This is a genomic window from Bradyrhizobium sp. CCBAU 53351 (assembly GCF_015291745.1).
Classification (GTDB): domain Bacteria; phylum Pseudomonadota; class Alphaproteobacteria; order Rhizobiales; family Xanthobacteraceae; genus Bradyrhizobium.
The window spans coordinates 731,453-748,417 of the sequence record NZ_CP030059.1 but is presented as its reverse complement, the minus strand read 5'-3'; the positions used below and the strand labels follow the sequence as shown (position 1 = coordinate 748,417).

Sequence of the window (16,965 nt, the reverse complement as noted above, 5' to 3'; positions counted from 1 at the left end):
TCGCAAAGCGTTGGTTCAAGCCTTTCAGACCACGGGCTGACTCGCTATCCGGGTCAGCCGGCCGTCACGGCTCCACCCAGCGCTGCACCGCTTCGGCGGTGTCGGCGGGCGTGGTGTTGAAGCAGATCGCGGCATCCGGCGCGAGGCGGTGGACGAGGTTGAGCACCTTCTCGAACAGCAGCAGGCGCTCCCTCGGCTCGCGCAGGCCGGCGCCGATCACGATGCAGTCGAAGTGCTCGTCGCGGAAGGCCGCGGTGACGGCGGCCTCGGCCGTCGCATCGAGATCGATCAGGCAGCTCGTGACCTCGAAGCCGAGGCCGCGCAGACGCAGCAGCTGGGCCTCGATGTAGCTGCGGACATGTTCGGGCGTGAGCTGCGGGAACGCGCTGTAATCGGCATTGCCGGGCTCGATGCCGATTGCGAGGATGCGCTTGGCCATGCCGGACCTCCAGAATCACCTCATCCGTCAACGGAATGCCCTGTCGGCGGGTTCCGCCTGGGAGCGTCGCCGTTCGGCCGCGGTGACGGCGGGGATGCCTATTGACGCAGCATGATCAGGGGATCGGCAGTGTCGGGGACGCGCCGCCACTGCGCGTTGTCGTCGGCCTCGAACTGCCAGGCCGCGCCCGATTTCGACATCAGGACGATCTGGCCGCGTTCGAGCCGCCATTGCGTCGGGTTGAACTGCGCGATGGTCGCGTCGCATTTCGGCTTGAGGAAGACCTGGAAATTGTCGGGGCTCGCCTCGGTGTTGGTCAGCGTCAGCGCACACACCGGCTGGCCGTTGCCGCGCACCATCGACCAATCGCCGATCATCTGGTCCATCGACTTCGCCATCGAGCGGGCGGCGGCGAGATCCTGCAGGATGTAGACGCCCTCACCCTGGCGCAGGCCTTCGAAGATGCCGGCCTCGACCTCGGTGAAGTCGATCACGGCTTCACCGGTCGCGTCCTGCAGACGAACGATATCGAGGCCCCTGACGCTCCAGGCGACGATATCCTTGGTGAAGGGCAGCGCCGTCTTGCAGGCCGGCTCCAGCTCCAGCTTGAAGGCCTGGCCCGCGGCGTTGGCCTTCATCGTGACGACGCAGGTCTTGCTGCGCTCGGTGGTCGAGAGCTCCCACTGGCCAGGCATCGACTTCTTCAGGCTCGTTGCATCCTGCGCATGCGCAGCGCCGATCGCGGCCAGCGAGGCCGCGATCGCGAATGCAACGACCTGAAGGCTTCTCATCAGCGCCCCCTGAACGGCGTTTCGGCAACCGGCGTCAACGGCGCCTTGCCTGAGAACCACGATTTGAGGTTGTCGACCACGAGCTGGTCCATCGCGTTGCGCGTCACCACCGAGGCCGAGCCGATATGCGGCAGCAGCACGACGTTCTGCATGGTCTTGAGCTCGTCCGGCACCGTCGGCTCGGCCGCGAACACGTCGAGGCCGGCGGCGAGGATCGTGCCGGATTTCAGCGCCTGCACCAAAGCCGGCTCGTCGACCACCGAGCCACGCGCCACGTTGATCAACACGCCGCGCGGGCCGAGGGCCTTGAAGACCTCGGCATTGATCATCTTGTTGGTCGAGGCACCGCCGGGCACGATCACCATCAGCGTGTCCACCGCCTTCGCCATCTCGATCAGGTCAGGATAGTGCTTGTAGGAGACGTCCTTGGACGGATTGCGCGAGTGATAGACCACGGGCACCAGCGAGGCATCGAGCCGGCGCGCGATGGCCTGGCCGATCCGGCCCATGCCGACGATGCCGACCTTGCGGTCGCGCAGCGAGCCGACGCTGAGCGGATAGTTCTGGGTCTGCCAGAGCCCGGAGCGCACATAGCGGTCGGCCTTGATGAACTCGCGCAGCGTGGAGATCAGAAGGCCCATCGCGACGTCGGCGACCTCCTCGGTCAGCACGTCGGGCGTGTTGGTGACGATGATGTTGTGCTCGGCGGCATATTTGGCGTCGATATGGTCGTAGCCGACGCCGAAACTCGCCACCATCTCGATCTTGGGCAGCTGCGACAGCGAGTCCTTGTCGGCGCGCACCGTGTGATAGGTCACCGCGACGCCGCGAATCTTCTCGCGGATCGCCGGCGTCAGCCGCTCGAGGTCGCCGCGCGTCTCGGCCTTGTGCACGACGAAATGATCGGAAAACCCGTTCTCGAGGATCGGCCGCACCGGCCCATAGATCAGAAGGTCGATCTTCTCGGACGAAATCGAACCGGCAGCCATCAGTTTTCCTTTCCAAGCGCGCTCTCGTGCCAGCGCCGTAAAACGAGGTGCGAAACTAGCGCCAGCACCCCATAGATGACAATCCCGGCGAGCGACAACAAAAGCAGCGCTGCGAACATGCGGGGTATGTTCAATCGATAGCCTGATTCCGCGATCCTGTAGGCGAGCCCGGAGCCGGCGCCCGCCGTTCCCGCAGCGATCTCGGCCACGACCGCGCCGATCAGCGACAGGCCGCCGGCGATGCGCAGGCCGCCGAGAATGTAGGGCAGTGCGGCGGGCAGCTTGAGAAACCGCAGGGTCTGGGGCTTTGATGCGCCATAGAGCTGGAACAGGCCGGTGAGGTTGCGATCGACCGAATTGAGCCCGAGCGTGGTGTTGGACAGCACCGGGAAAAAGGCGACGATGAAGGCACAGACCACGACCGCGGTCTGCTGTTCCAAATAGATCAGCAGGAGCGGCGCAATTGCGATCACCGGGGTGACCTGAAGGACGATCGCGTAGGGAAAGAGAGAATATTCCACCCATTTCGACTGGTTGAACAACAGCGCCAGCGCGATGCCGCCGATGCTGGCCGCGATAAAACCTTCGAGTGTGGTCAGGAGCGTGGTGACGAGCGATTGCGACAGCACGGCCCAGTCCTTGAACAGTGTCAGGACGATGATCGAGGGCGCCGGCAGCACGTAGGGCGGGATCTCCTTGAGGCGGACCACCAGTTCCCAGGCGATGAGACCGGCGGCGAACACGATGACGGGAAGCATCAGGCGCAGCGCGCCTTGCGGCTGCGCGGTGACGGGGGCTTGCGCGCTCATAGCAGCGACTGCCCCGAATAGGACGGCGCCAGCGCGCCCGAGACCTTGCGGCAGTAGTCGCCGTAAGCGGTCGACGTGCGAAACTCTTCGCCCCGCGGCTCGACCGTCTCGATGCGGATGTCGGCCTGGATGCGGCCCGGCCGTGCCGTCATCACCACCACGCGCTGCGACAGGTAGACGGATTCGAACACCGAATGGGTGACGAAGATGACGGTCTTGCCGAGGGCTCGCCACAGCGCGAGCAGGTCGTTGTTGAGGCGGAAGCGCGTGATCTCGTCGAGCGCGGCGAACGGCTCGTCCATCAGCAGGATGTCGGGATCGGTGACGAGCGCGCGCGCCAGCGACAGCCGCATCTTCATGCCGCCGGAGAGCTCGCGCGGAAAGCTATCTGCGAAATCGGCGAGCCCGACGCTGGCCAGCGCAGCGTCCGCACGCGCGCGTCCCTCGGACTTCGGCACACCGCCAAGCCTCAGCGGCAGCCGCACGTTCTCGCGCACGCTGGCCCAGGGCATCAGGGTCGGCTCCTGAAACACGAAGCCGATGCCGTGCCCCGGCTGCGCCTCGCCCTCGTGGCGCGCCACCCGCACGATCCCGGAGGACGGCGCGCTGAGCTCCGCGATCAGCCGCAGCACCGTCGACTTGCCGCAACCGGACGGGCCCAGCAGCGAGATGAACTCGCCCTTGCGGACCGTGAGGTCGAACGGGCCGAGCGCCGTGATGCCGTTGTCATAGGTCTTCGTCACGCCGCGCAGGCTGACGGCGAGATGCGACAGGCCGGTCTCGACGGCGGACGAGGTCTTGACTGCAGACATCGACCTTGCGCTACGGCTTGTTCGGACGCAGCTCGACGCCGACGCCCTTGTTGACGAAGCGCAGCGTGTAGGACTTGCGGAAGTCGAGATCCGCCTTCACGACGCCGGCCTTGACCATCTTGTTGAAGAAGGAGGAGTAGCGCTCGTCGCTCATCGCACCGATGCCGTTCTTCAAGCTGTCGCCGGAATCGACGATGCCGTGCTCCTTCATCTTGGCGACGGAATAGGCCAGCAGATCGTCGGTCATCTCCGGATTGAGCTTCTTGATCATGGCGTTGCCGGCGGAATTGTCGCGATAGATGTAGTTGTACCAGCCGACCATGGAGGCATCGACGAAGCGCTGGACGAGATCGGGCTTCTTCTCGACGATGTCGCGGCGCGTCTCGATCAGGGTCGAATAGGTGTTGAAGCCATAGTCGGCCAGCAGCAGCACGTTGGGCTTGAAGCCCGCCGCCTTTTCCACCGCGAACGGCTCGGAGGTGACATAGCCCTGCATGGCGCTCTTGGGATTGGCGATGAAGGGCTGCGGATTGAAATTATAGGGGCGGACGTTCTTCTCGCTGAAGCCGTATTCGGACTTCAGCCACTGGAAATAGCTGCCCATGCCCTCCTTGGAGACGAACAGCGTCAGCGGCTTGAGGTCCTCGAGCTTCGCAACCTTGGCATCCGGCTGCGTCAGCATCACCTGCGGATCCTTCTGGAAGATCGCGGCGATGGTCACGACGGGAACGTTGTTGGCGACCGCGTCGAACGACATCAGCGTGTTCGCGGCCATGAAGAAATCGATCTTGCCGGCGATCAGCAGCATCCGGTTGTTCTCGTTGGGGCCGCCGGGGACGATGGTGACGTCGAGCCCGTATTTCTTGTAGGTGCCGTCGGCCACCGCCTGGAAGAAGCCGCCGTGCTCGGCCTCGGCGACCCAATTGGTGCCGAAGGTGACCTTGTCGAGCGTCTCCGCGCGCGCCGGGATGCTGCAGACGAAAGCGGCCAAGAGGCCCGCAATGAGCGTTCGCCGCATGTGAATGGGGGGCATAATGGCACTCCGTCGATCGCTTAAAACCCAATCGCATCTGGCTCATATGAACGCAACGCGATAGAACCGCATGACATCAGGGGACGCGAACCAGCCGGGTCCGCATCCCCTGATAGCGCAAATTACGTGACAAATTCGGGCAAAGAAACCTTGATGACGCCGTCCCACGACTGGACCGCAATCCGCTGGGCCGATGCGCCCGCCGCGGAGACGGCGCGCTGGATCGCGGTGCTGCCGCTGGCGGCGACCGAACAGCATGGCCCCCATCTGCCGCTCACGACAGACGTGCTAATCGCTGACGCCTATCTGGCCCGCGTGCGCGAACTGTTGCCGGGAAGCGTTCCAGCGACGTTCCTGCCGGTTGAACCGATCGGGATCTCCACCGAGCATATCGACTATCCGGGCACGCAGACGCTGCCGAACGAAGCGGCGCTGAAGCGGTGGACCGGGATCGGCGAGGACATCGCGCGGCGCGGCGTGAAGAAGCTCGTCATCATCACCAGCCATGGCGGCAACAGCGCGGCGATGATGCTGGTCGCGCAGGACCTGCGCGCGCATCACAAGCTGTTCGTGGTGACGACATCGTGGTCACGGCTGTCGGGCGCGGATCAATTGTTCCCGGCCGAGGAAGTGCGTCACGGCATCCACGGCGGCGCGATCGAGACCTCGATCATGCTGGCGCGCTATCCCGATCAGGTGCGGAAAGATGCGGTCGCGGATTTTCCCGCGAGCAGTGTCGCGATGGCGAAGCAATATCGCTGGCTGTCGACGCAGCGGCCCGCGCCCTTTGCCTGGCAGGCGCAGGATCTCAACGCCAGCGGCGCAGTCGGCAACGCGACATTGGCTGAGCCTGCGAAAGGCGAGCGGCTGCTCGACCAGGGCGCGAGGGCCTTTTGCGAATTGCTTGAAGAGGTCGATAACTTCGACGTGAACAGGCTCGCCAAGGGGCCTCTGGGCTAGCCCATATCCTGCTGGAATCATTCGAGAAAGTTCACAGGTCCGGCAGCGGCTTTGCCGCATTCGAACCGGACGCGTGGAGCCTCCGTCAAACTGGGCACGCGGGCCACAACGGACCGCCTCAACCCGGATGGAGTTTCACATGTCGATCAAGACCAAGATTGCCGCCGTCGCCCTCGCTGCCCTCGCCGTCACCGGCAGCATCGTGTCCACCACCTCCTCGGCCGAAGCCAAGCAGCCCGGTTGGGTCTGGGGTGTCGGTGCCGGCATCGCCACTGCCGCCGTCGTCGGCTCTGCGATCGCCGCCAGCAACGACCCCTATTACTACGGCTATCACCGCTGCGGCTGGGTCGCCCAGTACAACGCCTTCGGCCAGTACGTCGGCCGCGTTCGTACCTGCTACTGATTTGAGTACCTGAGGCCGATCTCTCGTGGATCCTGCGTCCGACACGGGCGCCTCATCCACCCCGTGTCGTGCCCCCGACCCCGCCCGGCTGTCCCCCCCGGGCGGGGTCTTCTTTTCGGCCCCCTCGAATTTGTTGCCGTCCCGTCACACAGCGATGCGAAACACTCCATGTGACAATCCACGCCAGTTGCTATTGCGAATTAATCGCAATAATGTTCGTGCCAAGATCTGGAACCTTGGAAGAAATCGCGCCGAACCGAGATCATCTCGACAGATCGCGTGAACAAGCCAAGGACCTGATGACAGGATCGTCGCGAATCGGCAGGGATGTCGGCTGCGGCGAATGGGGACCATTCGTGTGTTGGGGGCGGCGTTGTGACGTTGAGGGGCTATCGCTTCAGGTACTTGCGGACAGCTGCGGCAATCGCCTCGGGCGTGCTGGCCGTTCCCGCCGCCAGCCGTGCCGCCGATCTGCCGCTGAAGGCGCCGGCGCTGAAAGCGGTCTATGACTGGACTGGCCTCTATATCGGCGCGCATGTCGGCGTCACCCGCGGCACCTCATCGGCGACGCTGACCGATCCCTTGTTCGCAACCGACAACAACGTCTTCACCGGCGCGACCGGCGGCGTGCAGGCCGGCTACAATTGGCGCCTCAATTCGGGCCTGCTGCTCGGCGTCGAAGGCGACATTTCCTTTCCGAACTATCTGCCCTCCAACCACGTGGTGTCGTCGACGGGGACCGCGCTGTCGTTCGCGGAGGAACGCTGGGACTATGTCGCTAGCCTGCGCGCGCGGCTCGGCTACACCAGCGGCAATTGGCTGTTTTACGCCACCGGCGGCGCAGCCTTCACCGGCGAGCGCTTTCTCTCGACGCCGAACGGCGGCGTCGAAGAGAAGGTGCTGCACACACGGCTCGGTTGGACCGCGGGCGGCGGCGCCGAATATGCCTTCGCCCCGCATTGGACCGCGCGGCTCGAATATCTCTACAGCAAGTTCGACAACGCCAACGTCACCTTCCCCTCCGGCGCGCAATATGCCTCGTCGATGGATTTTCACAGCCTGCGGATCGGTCTCAATCGCAAGATCGACTGGCCGGGCGTGCCGACCTACAATCCGAAGTCGGACGTCACCGACACAGAGTCGAACCGCTGGGAGATCCACGGCCAGTCGACCGCGCTGGGGCAGGGCTACCCGGCGTTCCGCGCGCCCTATACCGGGCCCAACAGCCTGCTGCCGTCCCCGGATTTCCAGCAGACCTGGAGCAACTCGCTCTATCTGAATGCGCGGCTGTGGGACGGCGGCGAGGTCTATTTCAATCCCGAGCTACTCCAGGGCTTCGGTTTCAACAACACGACGGGCGCCGCGGGCTTCACCAATGGCGAAGCGCAGAAGTCGGGCTTCCCCTATCCGCATTTCAACGCCTCGCGGCTGTTCGTGCGCCACACCTTCGGCTTCGGCGGCGAGCAGGAGGAGCTTGCCAGCGGTCAGTTTCAACTCGCGAGCAAGGTCGACGTCTCACGCCTGACCCTGCAGGTCGGCAAATTCTCCGTGGTCGACGTATTCGACGGCAATTCCTACGCGCATGATCCGCGCAAGGACTTCATGAACTGGTCGATCTGGGCGTCGGGCGCCTTCGACTATGCCGCCGACAAGCTCGGCCTGGGCTATGGCGCCACCGCGGAATTGAATCAGAAGCAGTGGGCGCTGCGCGCCGGCTACTTCCTGGTGGGCGCTGTTTCCAATTCGAACAATTTCGACATGAATGTCGGCCGCCGCGGCGAATATGTCATGGAGCTCGAGACGCGCTATTCACTATTCGGCATGCCCGGCAAGCTGCGCACGCTCGGCTTCGTCAACAGCGCGTTCTCCGGCAGCTATCGCGAGACGCTGGACAATCCGGCATTCGGCGTCGACATCACCCAGACCCGTCGCGGCCGTATCAAATATGGCTACGCCTTCAACGTCGAGCAGGCGATCACCGACGATTTCGGCGTGTTCGGCCGCTGGAGCTGGAACGACGGCCGCAACGAGATCATGGCCTTCACGGACATCGACCGCAGCCTGTCCGGCGGCGTCTCGGTGAAAGGAACGAGATGGGGCCGGCCCGACGACGTCGTCGCACTTGCGGGCGCCGTCAACGCGCTGTCGCAGGACCATCGCGACTTCATCGCCGCCGGCGGCCTCGGCCCCTTGATTGGCGATGGCCGGCTCAACTACCGCAGGGAACGCGTGCTGGAGACCTACTACGCCTACGCGCTGAACAAGGCGCTGACCTTCACGGCCGACTACCAGCTCATCGTCAACCCCGCCTACAATGCCGACCGCGGCCCGGTGTCGGTGTTCTCAGGACGGCTGCACGGCGAGTTCTGAGCGACGACTGACGGCGCCGTCCGGGCGCGCGCCTCGTCCTTCGAGACGCCCGCTTGCGCGGGCTCCTCAGGATCAGGCTCAGCAGCGTCAGCGCCCGTTGAAGCTGCAGCCGCACACTCCGTCCTCATCCTGAGGAGCGCGCATTTGCGCGCGTCTCGAAGGATGGGCCGCGGGCACGTCGCTTTTCAAATGTGATTGTCTCTCTGAGCGGAGAGAGACGCTCGAGCTCTACGCCGCGCGGATGGCGTCCAGGAATTTTCCGACCTCGATCTTGAGGCGCGTGCTCTCGCCGGACAGCGATCTCGCGGAATTGAGCACGTTGGCGGACGCCGAGCCGGTCTGGCTGGCGCCGCGCTGGACGTCGACGATGCTGGCGGAGACCTGCTGGGTGCCGCGCGCGGCCTGCTGCACGTTGCGGGAAATCTCCCGCGTGGCCGCGCCCTGCTCCTCGACCGCCGAGGCGATCGCGGACGCGATCTCCGACATGCGGGTGATGGTGTCGCCGATCGCCTTGATGGCGCCGACGGATTCGTCCGTCGCGGCCTGAATTCCCGAGATCTGCTGGCTGATCTCGCCGGTGGCCTTGGCGGTCTGCTCGGCGAGCGCCTTGACCTCGGAGGCGACGACCGCGAAGCCGCGCCCGGCCTCGCCGGCGCGCGCCGCCTCGATGGTGGCGTTGAGGGCGAGAAGATTGGTCTGGCCCGCGATCTGGCTGATGAGCTCGACGACGTCGCCGATCCGCCCCGCGGCCCTGGCGAGTTCGCCGACATGGTCGTTGGTCCGCCCGGCCTGCTGCACCGCCTCACCGGCGATCCGCGCGGAGTCCTGCACCTGGCGGCTGATCTCGTCGACCGAGGAGGCCATCTCCTCGGCCGCCGCGGCCACGGTCTGCACGTTGGTGGAAGCCTGTTCGGAGGCGGCCGCGACGGTTGCGGTGACCTTCTCCGATTGATCGGCCGTGCTGGTCAACGTGCCCGCGGACACTTCCAGCTCGGACGAGGCCGACGACACCGTGTTGATGACGTCACCGATCATGGCTTCGAATTCGCGCGCGATCTGGTCCATGCGCTGGCTGCGCCGCAGCTTCGCCTCGGCCTCGACCGCGGCCGCCTCGTCGGCTTGCTTCTTGGCGAGCAAGGAATTCTTGAAGTGCTGCAGCGAGCCCGCCACCTGGCCGATCTCGTCATTGCGGCCCGTCGCGGGAATCTCGACGTCGTGCTGTCCAGCGGCGAGCGTTCCGATCACGTCCGCGATCCGGCCGAGCGGCGTCACCACGCGGCTGCGCAGCATCATGGTCACGCCACCGAGGGTTCCGAGCAGGGCAAGCACGGCAACGCCGGCCAACGCCAGCATCGCCAGGGCGCCGTTGCGCGCAGCAATGGCACGCTCGGCCGCTTCGGCCAGCGCGGCGTCGCGCACGCCGTAGAACATCTGGATGGCGGGGACGATGACGTTCGCCAGCTCCTCGGCGTTGGTGCCATACTTGCCGTCGCCTCTTGCCGCGGGCATCTCCTTGTCCACGATCGGAGCTGCTTTGCCAAAATAGGATTCCGTCGCAGCCTTCAGTGCGGAGGCGATGCGGGGCGGATTGCCGAGCTGCTGCATGCCGGCTTCGATGCGCTCGCGGTCGGCTTCGACACGCCCCTGCATGCGGTCCATCAGCGAGAATTCGGCCGCTACGAGCGGGCGACGCGCGGACAGCGCCGGCGACAGTGTGGCGGCGCGGCTGCCGGCCGAGACACGCAGATCCTGTGCGGTCCGCGCCAGGCTCAAGAGCGCCGCGAGCGAGGAATCGGCATTGACGACCTGCCCTTCGAGCCGGTTCATGATGGGCTCGATGTTGCTGATGACTTCGGCAACGGCGGGCAGGAAGCCCTTGACCACGGCACTGTCGCGTGCCGCCAGGGGAACGCTCATCGCGCGGTCTGCCGCAGTATAGATATCCTTCAGCCGTCGGGCGGTGCGATCCAGGGTTTCGATCATCGCTGCGCTGTCATCGAGCACCAGGACGGCGCGCCTTGCGGCCTCGAATCCGGCATCGGCCGCTTTCGCAGCCTTCCCGGCCGCTTCGCTCTGCGCCTGCGTCGCAACGCCTTCCTGGAAGATCGGCGAGATGTAGGGCGCACGAAGTCCGGCGACATGCTGGCTGACCGTCAGCATCGCACCAAAGGCATCGACCGTCTTGATGGCGTCGGAGCGGTTCGTGAAGATGCGCGTCTGGGGTATCAGCACCTCGGCGCCGAGGATGACCGCAAAAACCGTCACCGTCAGCATCGACAGCGCGAAAAGCTTCCCGATCCGCATCTTTGGGTCCCCCGAATACATTTCTGCAATCTCGAAAACCTAGCGGCGGGCCACTAAGGGGCCGTTAAGCATCGCTCCGTAGTTCCGCGGAGTGTCAGGTGGTCGCGGATCTCCGGGACCATTGTCGCGCGCGGGTTCCCTGGGGCGTTCGGATGCGGCAAAATTGACGGCATTTCCTCGCCGAATACCTATATCAAGGCGTGTGCCGCTAATCCGGCCACACTCCCTTACCTCGGAAACCCGATGCTCTCCGTCGAACTCGTCATCGTCGTCGTCCTGATCGTCATCAACGGCCTCCTGTCCATGTCCGAGCTGGCCGTGGTCTCGTCTCGTCCGGCCCGGCTGTCGCTGCTCGCGGCCAAGGGCGTGCGCGGCGCCGAGCGGGCGCTGACCCTGGCGGCCGATCCCGGCAAGTTCCTCTCGACGGTGCAGATCGGCATCACACTGGTCGGGGTGCTCTCCGGCGCGTTCTCGGGCGCGACGCTCGGACAGCGGCTGACGCAATGGCTGCTCGAGCTCGGCCTGTCCCCCGGCGTTGCCGACATCGTGGGCGTCGGCCTCGTCGTCACGCTGATCACCTACGCCACCCTGATCGTCGGCGAGCTGGTGCCGAAGCAGGTGGCGCTGCGCGACCCCGAGAGCATTGCGGTGAGGGTCGCGCCGGCGATGCACATTCTCGCGAAGGTCTCGCTGCCGCTGGTCTTCCTGCTCGACCTCTCCGGCAAGCTGATCCTCACTTTGCTCGGCCGCGGCGGCAAGTCCGAGGAGAAGGTCTCCGAGGACGAGATCCATCACCTCGTCAGCGAGGCCGAGAGCGCAGGCGTGCTCGAGCCCGGCGAGAAGGAGATGATCGCCGGCGTGATGCGGCTCGGCGACCGTCCGGTGGGCGCGGTCATGACGCCGCGCACGGAGGTCGACGAGATCGACCTGAACGACGATTTCGCCGCCATCCAGGAGATCATCGCCAAGAGCCCGCACTCGCGCTTTCCCGTCTCCGACGGCGACCGCGACAAGCCGATCGGCGTGCTCCAGGCCAAGGACCTCCTGGTCGCCTTTATGAACGAACGCGAGCCCGATCTGCGCGCGCTGGTGCGCGAGGCGCCCGGCATCCCGGCGTCGGCAGACGCGCGCGACGTGCTGACCATTCTGAAAACTGCTCCGGTTCATGTCGGCTTCGTCTACGACGAATATGGTGGCTTCGAAGGCATGGTGACGGCCGCCGACATCCTCGAGTCGATCGTCGGCGCCTTCCATTCTGAAGCGGGACCGCCGGAGCCGGCTTATGTCAGGCGCGCAGACGATTCATTCCTGATCTCCGGCTGGATGCCGGTCGACGAATTCGGCGAGCTGCTCGGCGTCGAATTGCCGCCGCACCGTTACAACACCGTGGCGGGCCTCGTGCTGCAACAATTCAGCGCGCTGCCCGACACCGGCGATGCCTTCGACTTCGGCGGCTGGCATATCGAGGTGATCGATCTCGACGGACGACGGATCGACAAGATCTTGGCGAGCCGGTTGAGCGAGGTCGAGACGGGATGAGGCGAGCGGCGTCGCGAATAGCGCTCCAACTCCCCCTCACCCGAACCGCACGCCGATCCGCTTCTCCTTGCGCCAGACCACGGTGCAGGACAGATGGGCTCCGTCGGCCGGGACAAACAGCGTGAAATGTTCGGGGATGCCGACCGGGCTGGTGACGTCGAGCGCAGCGCCGGTGTCGGACAGGTTGCGGACGGTGCAGTCGATCGCGCCGCCGCCGAACTCGATCGTTCCGGCCTTCAGCACACGATGTCTCGCCTTGTCGCGTCGTTCGTCCATGGGCACAATTTACACCCAAAGTTGAACCAACCGTTAAAAGCCCGCCCCGCTCTCGGCGTGATTGTGCGGACCGGTATCGCGGTGGGGCGAAGCGGTGCCGCTACAGCACCGGCTGGAACGTGTCCGCCCGTGCCATCCGCCAGGCATCGCTAAAGCGCGGGTCCTCGGTGCCGTCGATCAGCTCGCCCGGACGCAGCGCCGGATAGAGCTGGGCGAAGGATTGCACCTGCGTCGTCGACGTCCGTTGGCTGAAATGGATCGGACGCAGCTGCTGCGGATGCTCGAGGCCCGCGGCGGCGATCAGCTCGGTCAACGAATGCAGCGTCGCGTGGTGATAATTGTGCACGCGATCGATCTTGAGCGGCACGTAGAGGGCGCGCGCCCGCGTCGGATCCTGCGTCGCCACTCCGGTCGGACAGCGATCGGTGTGGCAGCTCAGCGACTGGATGCAGCCGAGCGAGAACATGAAGCCGCGCGCCGAGTTGCAATAGTCCGCGCCGATCGCCATCGCCCGCGCCATGTCGAAGGCGGTGGCGATCTTGCCGGACGCGCCGATCCTGATGCGGTCGCGCGCATTGATGCCGATCAGCGCGTTGTGGACGAAATTGACGCCCTCGCGCATCGGCATGCCCAGATGATCCATGAACTCCAGCGGCGCCGCGCCGGTGCCGCCTTCATTGCCGTCCACGACGATGAAATCAGGATAGATGCCGGTCTCGAGCATTGCCTTGCAGATCGCCAGGAATTCCCAGGGATGACCAATGCAGAGCTTGAAGCCGGCCGGCTTGCCGCCCGAGAGGCGGCGCATCTCGGCGATGAACTGCATCATGCCGGTCGGCGTGGAGAACGCGCGGTGCGAGGCCGGCGAGATGCAGTCCTCGCCCATCGCGACGCCGCGGATCTTGGAGATCTCCTCCGAGACTTTTGCCGCCGGCAGCACGCCGCCATGGCCGGGCTTGGCGCCCTGGCTGACCTTGAGCTCGACCATCTTGATCTGGTCGTCGCCGGCGACGCGCGCGAACGCCTCGGGATCGAAGGCGCCGTCCAGACGTCGGCAGCCGAAATAGCCGGAGCCGATTTCCCAGATGATGTCGCCGCCCATCTCGCGATGATAGGGGCTGACGCCGCCCTCGCCGGTGTCATGCGCGAAGCCGCCTTTCTTCGCGCCGGCATTGAGCGCCCGCACCGCGTTCGGACTGAGCGCGCCGAAGCTCATCGCTGAGATGTTGAACACCGATGCCGAATACGGCTTCTTGCAGTCGGGGCCGCCGATGGTGATGCGGAATTTCTCCTGGGCGTGCGTCTTCGGCGCGACCGAGTGATGCATCCACTCATAACCCTCGCGGTAGACGTCCTCCTGGGTGCCGAACGGACGCTTGTCGAGCTCCATCTTGGCACGCTGATAGACCACCGCGCGGGTGTCGCGCGAGAACGGCATGCCGTCCTTCTCGCTCTCGAAGAAATATTGCCGCATCTCGGGGCGGATCTCTTCGAGCAGGAAGCGGATATGCGCCGAAATCGGATAGTTGCGCAGCACCGCGTGGCTCTTCTGCAGGAGATCGCGGACACCGAGCAGCGTCAGCGCGCCGAAAATCAGGATCGGCACCAAGAGGATGTCGAAGATCTTGCGGTCGGCGATGCCGATGCCGATCAACAGCGCGGTGACGACCGCGCAGATCGTCAGCACGATGAAGCGCGGCGAGAATGGCAGCAGCAGGGTTTCCATGATCCCCTCTTCCGCCAGCGGCAGGCGTTTGGGGGATGCGTGCTGGGGGGCTGAGTATTGGGCGGATTCCTGCGTCTTGGTGTCGTTGGCCACGATTCCGATCCTCTCGCCAGCATGAGGCAGTACGATACGCCCTCGCCTGTCATACGGATATGACGCGGCCCTTGTTTCAGGCTAGCGAATTTGGCCGAGACAAATCAATCAGCCCGATGGGCGGGGTGCGGTGCAGCAAAGGGGGATGTTCGGACGGCGGGGCCGGTACAGGCGGCGCAATGGAAAGCAAGCCCGCGGCTGACGCCACAAACGCCGGTGTCGTCCCGGGCAAGCGCCAGCGCAGACCCGGGACGGCAGCTGAATTGATGGCTGCGAGCGGCGCTTACCGCTCGACGAACGCCTTCTCGATCACGAAATGGCCAGGCTTGTTGCCGCTTCCTTCGATGAAGTCGCGGCCTTCGAACATCACCTTCAGCTCTTCCAGCATCGCCGGGCTGCCGCACATCATGATGCGGTCGGTTTCGATGTCGAGGGGCGACTGCCCGATGTCGGTGAAGATCTGCCCGGAGTTGATGAGGTCGGTAATGCGGCCGCGGTTCTTGAACGGCTCGCGGGTCACGGTCGGATAGTACACGAGCTTGTCGGCGAGCAGCTCGCCGAACAGCTCATCCTCGCGCAAATTCGCGACCAGCTTCTCGCCATAGGCGAGCTCGGAGACCTGGCGGCAGCCGTGCACCAGCACGATGGACTCGAACTGCTCGTAGACGTCGGGGTCCTTGATCAGGCTCGCGAACGGCGCGAGGCCCGTGCCGGTCGAGAGCAGCATCAGCCGCTTGCCGGGGATGAGGTTGTCGGTGATCAGCGTGCCGGTCGCCTTGCGGCCGACCAGGATGGTGTCGCCTTCCTTGATCTTCTGCAGGCGCGAGGTCAGCGGACCGTCCTGAACCTTGATCGAGAAGAACTCGAGCTCTTCCTCGTGGTTGGCGCTCGCCATGCTGTAGGCGCGCAGCAGCGGACGGCCGTCGACTTCGAGGCCGATCATGGCGAACTGGCCGTTCTGGAAGCGGAAACCGGTATCGCGCGTGGCGCGGAAGCTGAACAACGTGTCGGTCCAGTGCTGAACGGACAGAACCTTCTCTCGGTAAAACGCGCTCATGATTTTCGATATTCCGAATAATTGCGGTTTTGGGGCAAAAGCGTTGCCCGGCCCTGAAAACGGGGCGGACACCATTGCCATGGCGGAGGATTTCGCGTGTGTGATCTACGCCATTGAGACCAATAATCAACCTCGTTTCGGGTGCAATTGATGCCGATCAAACCGGCATTTGCGGCTGAATTGGCCGCAGGATTAATGAATCTGCTGCCCGGCTTGCAGGAAGGGCAATTTCTTTTCCCTCCGGACCTCGATTGCAGCACTTAATTTCCGTCGCGCTCGCGAGAATTTCATTAAGAATAGCTCTGATTTCCACCCCGCTTGGCGCCGATCCCCGCATTTTTGCGGCTTTTCGCGCCAGGACTGATCGAAACGAACGGTTGAGGCAGATGGCAGGCGGCGAGCGAATCTTCGTTCAGGCAATTCGGCGCTATTGTGCCGACCACGGCATCGCCGTCGATGTCCGCGCCGGCGGCTGGCTGATCGCGATGCGCCGGGGCAACGAGCGGCGCTTCGCCTTCGGCTACGACATCGGCCTCAACAGCGCCGTCGCGCATCGTCTCGCCAATGACAAATCGGCGACATCGGAGGTGCTGGCACTCACGGGCGTGCCCTGCATCGCGCATCACCTCTTCCTCAATCCGAAGCTGGGCGGGAACGTCGTTGGCGCCGACTGGCGGGACGCGATGCTCGAGCTGCTCCACGACAATCCTCAAGGCGTGGTGATCAAGCCGAACGAGGGAACATCGGGGCGCTCGGTGTTCAAGGTGACGAATGAGGCGGAGCTCGACCACGCAACGGGCGAGGTTTTCTCGATGAGCACCGGGCTCGTGATCTCGCCCTATGTCGCGATCGAGGACGAGGTCCGTGTGGTGCTGCTCGATGATGTGCCCCTAATCGTCTACAGCAAGGAGCGTGGCACGGATTGGCGGCACAATCTCGATGCCGGCGCAAAGCCGGTGCTGCTGGCGGATGGCGAGACTCGTGCGGCCTGCGTGAAGCTCGCGACCGAGGCCGCGCGCACCACCGGCATTGTGTTTGCGTCGATCGACGTGGTGCGCGTCGACGGCGAATGGCGCGTGCTCGAGATCAATTCCGGCGTGATGATGGAAGCGTTAGGCAAGCTGCATCCGGAGCTGGTGCAGGCGACATATGACGCGGCGCTGGATCGGGTGTTTGGGGAAAATTAGCGGAGAACTCGCTGCCCCCTCTCCCCTTGTGGAAGAGGGTGGCTCACCGCGAAGCGGTGAGACGGGTGAAGGGTTCTCTCCGCGAATCCAACTCTCATCCGAATGAGCGGAAAGATACCCCTCATCCGGCGCTTCGCGCCACCTTCTCCCACAAGGGGAGAAGGGAAGGCAGCGAGT

At 64.7% G+C, this 16,965-nt stretch carries 16 protein-coding genes; 6 read left to right on the top strand and 10 right to left on the bottom strand.

Annotated features, from left to right (window positions below; all coding sequences use genetic code 11):
• Positions 1–64 precede the first annotated feature (64 nt).
• From XH83_RS03555 to XH83_RS03530, 6 genes are all read right to left on the bottom strand, one after another.
• Complete coding sequence (locus XH83_RS03555; RefSeq protein ID WP_194405709.1) at positions 65–439, bottom strand: hypothetical protein; 375 nt, start codon at positions 437–439, stop codon at positions 65–67.
• A gap of 98 nt (positions 440–537) precedes the next feature.
• The gene (locus tag XH83_RS03550; protein ID WP_194405708.1) at positions 538–1,230 is read right to left on the bottom strand and encodes an AprI/Inh family metalloprotease inhibitor; all 693 of its coding nucleotides are present in this window, start codon (positions 1,228–1,230) and stop codon (positions 538–540) included.
• Complete coding sequence (locus tag XH83_RS03545) at positions 1,230–2,219, bottom strand: 2-hydroxyacid dehydrogenase (protein WP_194405707.1); 990 nt, start codon at positions 2,217–2,219, stop codon at positions 1,230–1,232. Before XH83_RS03545 ends, XH83_RS03550 begins: the two co-directional genes overlap by 1 nt.
• Complete coding sequence (locus XH83_RS03540) at positions 2,219–3,028, bottom strand: ABC transporter permease (RefSeq protein WP_194405706.1); 810 nt, start codon at positions 3,026–3,028, stop codon at positions 2,219–2,221. The genes XH83_RS03545 and XH83_RS03540 overlap by 1 nt, the downstream gene beginning before the upstream one ends.
• Positions 3,025–3,840, bottom strand: coding sequence for an ABC transporter ATP-binding protein (locus tag XH83_RS03535; RefSeq protein WP_194405705.1), 816 nt, complete (start codon positions 3,838–3,840; stop codon positions 3,025–3,027). Before XH83_RS03535 ends, XH83_RS03540 begins: the two co-directional genes overlap by 4 nt.
• Before the next feature lie 10 nt (positions 3,841–3,850).
• Positions 3,851–4,873, bottom strand: coding sequence for an ABC transporter substrate-binding protein (locus XH83_RS03530; protein WP_194405704.1), 1,023 nt, complete (start codon positions 4,871–4,873; stop codon positions 3,851–3,853).
• A 153-nt stretch (positions 4,874–5,026) separates the two neighbouring features.
• On the opposite strand from XH83_RS03530, the gene XH83_RS03525 reads away from it, so the two are divergent.
• From XH83_RS03525 to XH83_RS03515, 3 genes are all read left to right on the top strand, one after another.
• Positions 5,027–5,833, top strand: a complete 807-nt coding sequence (locus XH83_RS03525; protein WP_194405703.1) for a creatininase family protein — start codon at positions 5,027–5,029, stop codon at positions 5,831–5,833.
• Positions 5,834–5,972: 139 nt separating this feature from the next.
• Positions 5,973–6,236 carry a hypothetical protein gene (locus XH83_RS03520; protein ID WP_194405702.1) on the top strand — a complete coding sequence of 88 codons (264 nt, stop codon included), beginning with the start codon at positions 5,973–5,975 and terminating at the stop codon, positions 6,234–6,236.
• A gap of 405 nt (positions 6,237–6,641) precedes the next feature.
• Positions 6,642–8,606, top strand: a complete 1,965-nt coding sequence (locus XH83_RS03515) for a carbohydrate porin (RefSeq protein WP_194405701.1) — start codon at positions 6,642–6,644, stop codon at positions 8,604–8,606.
• Between the two features lie 228 nt (positions 8,607–8,834).
• Here the strand turns inward: XH83_RS03515 and XH83_RS03510 are convergent, their stop codons facing one another.
• The gene (locus XH83_RS03510; RefSeq protein WP_194405700.1) at positions 8,835–10,910 is read right to left on the bottom strand and encodes a methyl-accepting chemotaxis protein; all 2,076 of its coding nucleotides are present in this window, start codon (positions 10,908–10,910) and stop codon (positions 8,835–8,837) included.
• A 243-nt stretch (positions 10,911–11,153) separates the two neighbouring features.
• Between XH83_RS03510 and XH83_RS03505 the strand changes: the two genes are divergently transcribed.
• Complete coding sequence (locus tag XH83_RS03505; RefSeq protein WP_194405699.1) at positions 11,154–12,449, top strand: hemolysin family protein; 1,296 nt, start codon at positions 11,154–11,156, stop codon at positions 12,447–12,449.
• A 36-nt stretch (positions 12,450–12,485) separates the two neighbouring features.
• Here the strand turns inward: XH83_RS03505 and XH83_RS03500 are convergent, their stop codons facing one another.
• From XH83_RS03500 to XH83_RS03490, 3 genes are all read right to left on the bottom strand, one after another.
• A complete protein-coding gene (locus XH83_RS03500) occupies positions 12,486–12,725 on the bottom strand; it encodes a PilZ domain-containing protein (RefSeq protein ID WP_194405698.1) in 240 nt (79 codons plus the stop codon).
• 100 nt (positions 12,726–12,825) lie between these two features.
• Positions 12,826–14,544, bottom strand: a complete 1,719-nt coding sequence (locus XH83_RS03495; protein ID WP_194405697.1) for an FMN-binding glutamate synthase family protein — start codon at positions 14,542–14,544, stop codon at positions 12,826–12,828.
• A gap of 283 nt (positions 14,545–14,827) precedes the next feature.
• Entirely contained in the window at positions 14,828–15,601 is a 774-nt protein-coding gene (locus XH83_RS03490) for a ferredoxin--NADP reductase (RefSeq protein ID WP_194405696.1), read from the bottom strand.
• Here XH83_RS03490 and XH83_RS03485 point away from each other — a divergent pair.
• Positions 15,600–15,752, top strand: coding sequence for a hypothetical protein (locus XH83_RS03485; RefSeq protein ID WP_194405695.1), 153 nt, complete (start codon positions 15,600–15,602; stop codon positions 15,750–15,752). The two genes, XH83_RS03490 and XH83_RS03485, sit on opposite strands and share 2 nt — an antisense overlap.
• Before the next feature lie 235 nt (positions 15,753–15,987).
• Positions 15,988–16,788 (top strand): RimK family alpha-L-glutamate ligase, encoded by an 801-nt coding sequence (locus XH83_RS03480; RefSeq protein WP_194408151.1) that lies wholly within the window; start codon positions 15,988–15,990, stop codon positions 16,786–16,788.
• The last annotated feature ends 177 nt before the right edge of the window (positions 16,789–16,965 follow it).

Coding starts and splice junctions, on each gene's coding strand:
- XH83_RS03555 (WP_194405709.1), bottom strand. CDS start 439: ATGGCCAAGCGCATCCTCGCAATCGGCATCGAGCCCGGCAATGCCGAT.
- XH83_RS03510 (WP_194405700.1), bottom strand. CDS start 10,910: ATGCGGATCGGGAAGCTTTTCGCGCTGTCGATGCTGACGGTGACGGTT.
- XH83_RS03505 (WP_194405699.1), top strand. CDS start 11,154: ATGCTCTCCGTCGAACTCGTCATCGTCGTCGTCCTGATCGTCATCAAC.
- XH83_RS03480 (WP_194408151.1), top strand. CDS start 15,988: ATGGCAGGCGGCGAGCGAATCTTCGTTCAGGCAATTCGGCGCTATTGT.
- XH83_RS03545 (WP_194405707.1), bottom strand. CDS start 2,219: ATGGCTGCCGGTTCGATTTCGTCCGAGAAGATCGACCTTCTGATCTAT.
- XH83_RS03525 (WP_194405703.1), top strand. CDS start 5,027: ATGACGCCGTCCCACGACTGGACCGCAATCCGCTGGGCCGATGCGCCC.
- XH83_RS03550 (WP_194405708.1), bottom strand. CDS start 1,230: ATGAGAAGCCTTCAGGTCGTTGCATTCGCGATCGCGGCCTCGCTGGCC.
- XH83_RS03535 (WP_194405705.1), bottom strand. CDS start 3,840: ATGTCTGCAGTCAAGACCTCGTCCGCCGTCGAGACCGGCCTGTCGCAT.
- XH83_RS03490 (WP_194405696.1), bottom strand. CDS start 15,601: ATGAGCGCGTTTTACCGAGAGAAGGTTCTGTCCGTTCAGCACTGGACC.
- XH83_RS03500 (WP_194405698.1), bottom strand. CDS start 12,725: ATGGACGAACGACGCGACAAGGCGAGACATCGTGTGCTGAAGGCCGGA.
- XH83_RS03485 (WP_194405695.1), top strand. CDS start 15,600: ATGATTTTCGATATTCCGAATAATTGCGGTTTTGGGGCAAAAGCGTTG.
- XH83_RS03520 (WP_194405702.1), top strand. CDS start 5,973: ATGTCGATCAAGACCAAGATTGCCGCCGTCGCCCTCGCTGCCCTCGCC.
- XH83_RS03540 (WP_194405706.1), bottom strand. CDS start 3,028: ATGAGCGCGCAAGCCCCCGTCACCGCGCAGCCGCAAGGCGCGCTGCGC.
- XH83_RS03530 (WP_194405704.1), bottom strand. CDS start 4,873: ATGCCCCCCATTCACATGCGGCGAACGCTCATTGCGGGCCTCTTGGCC.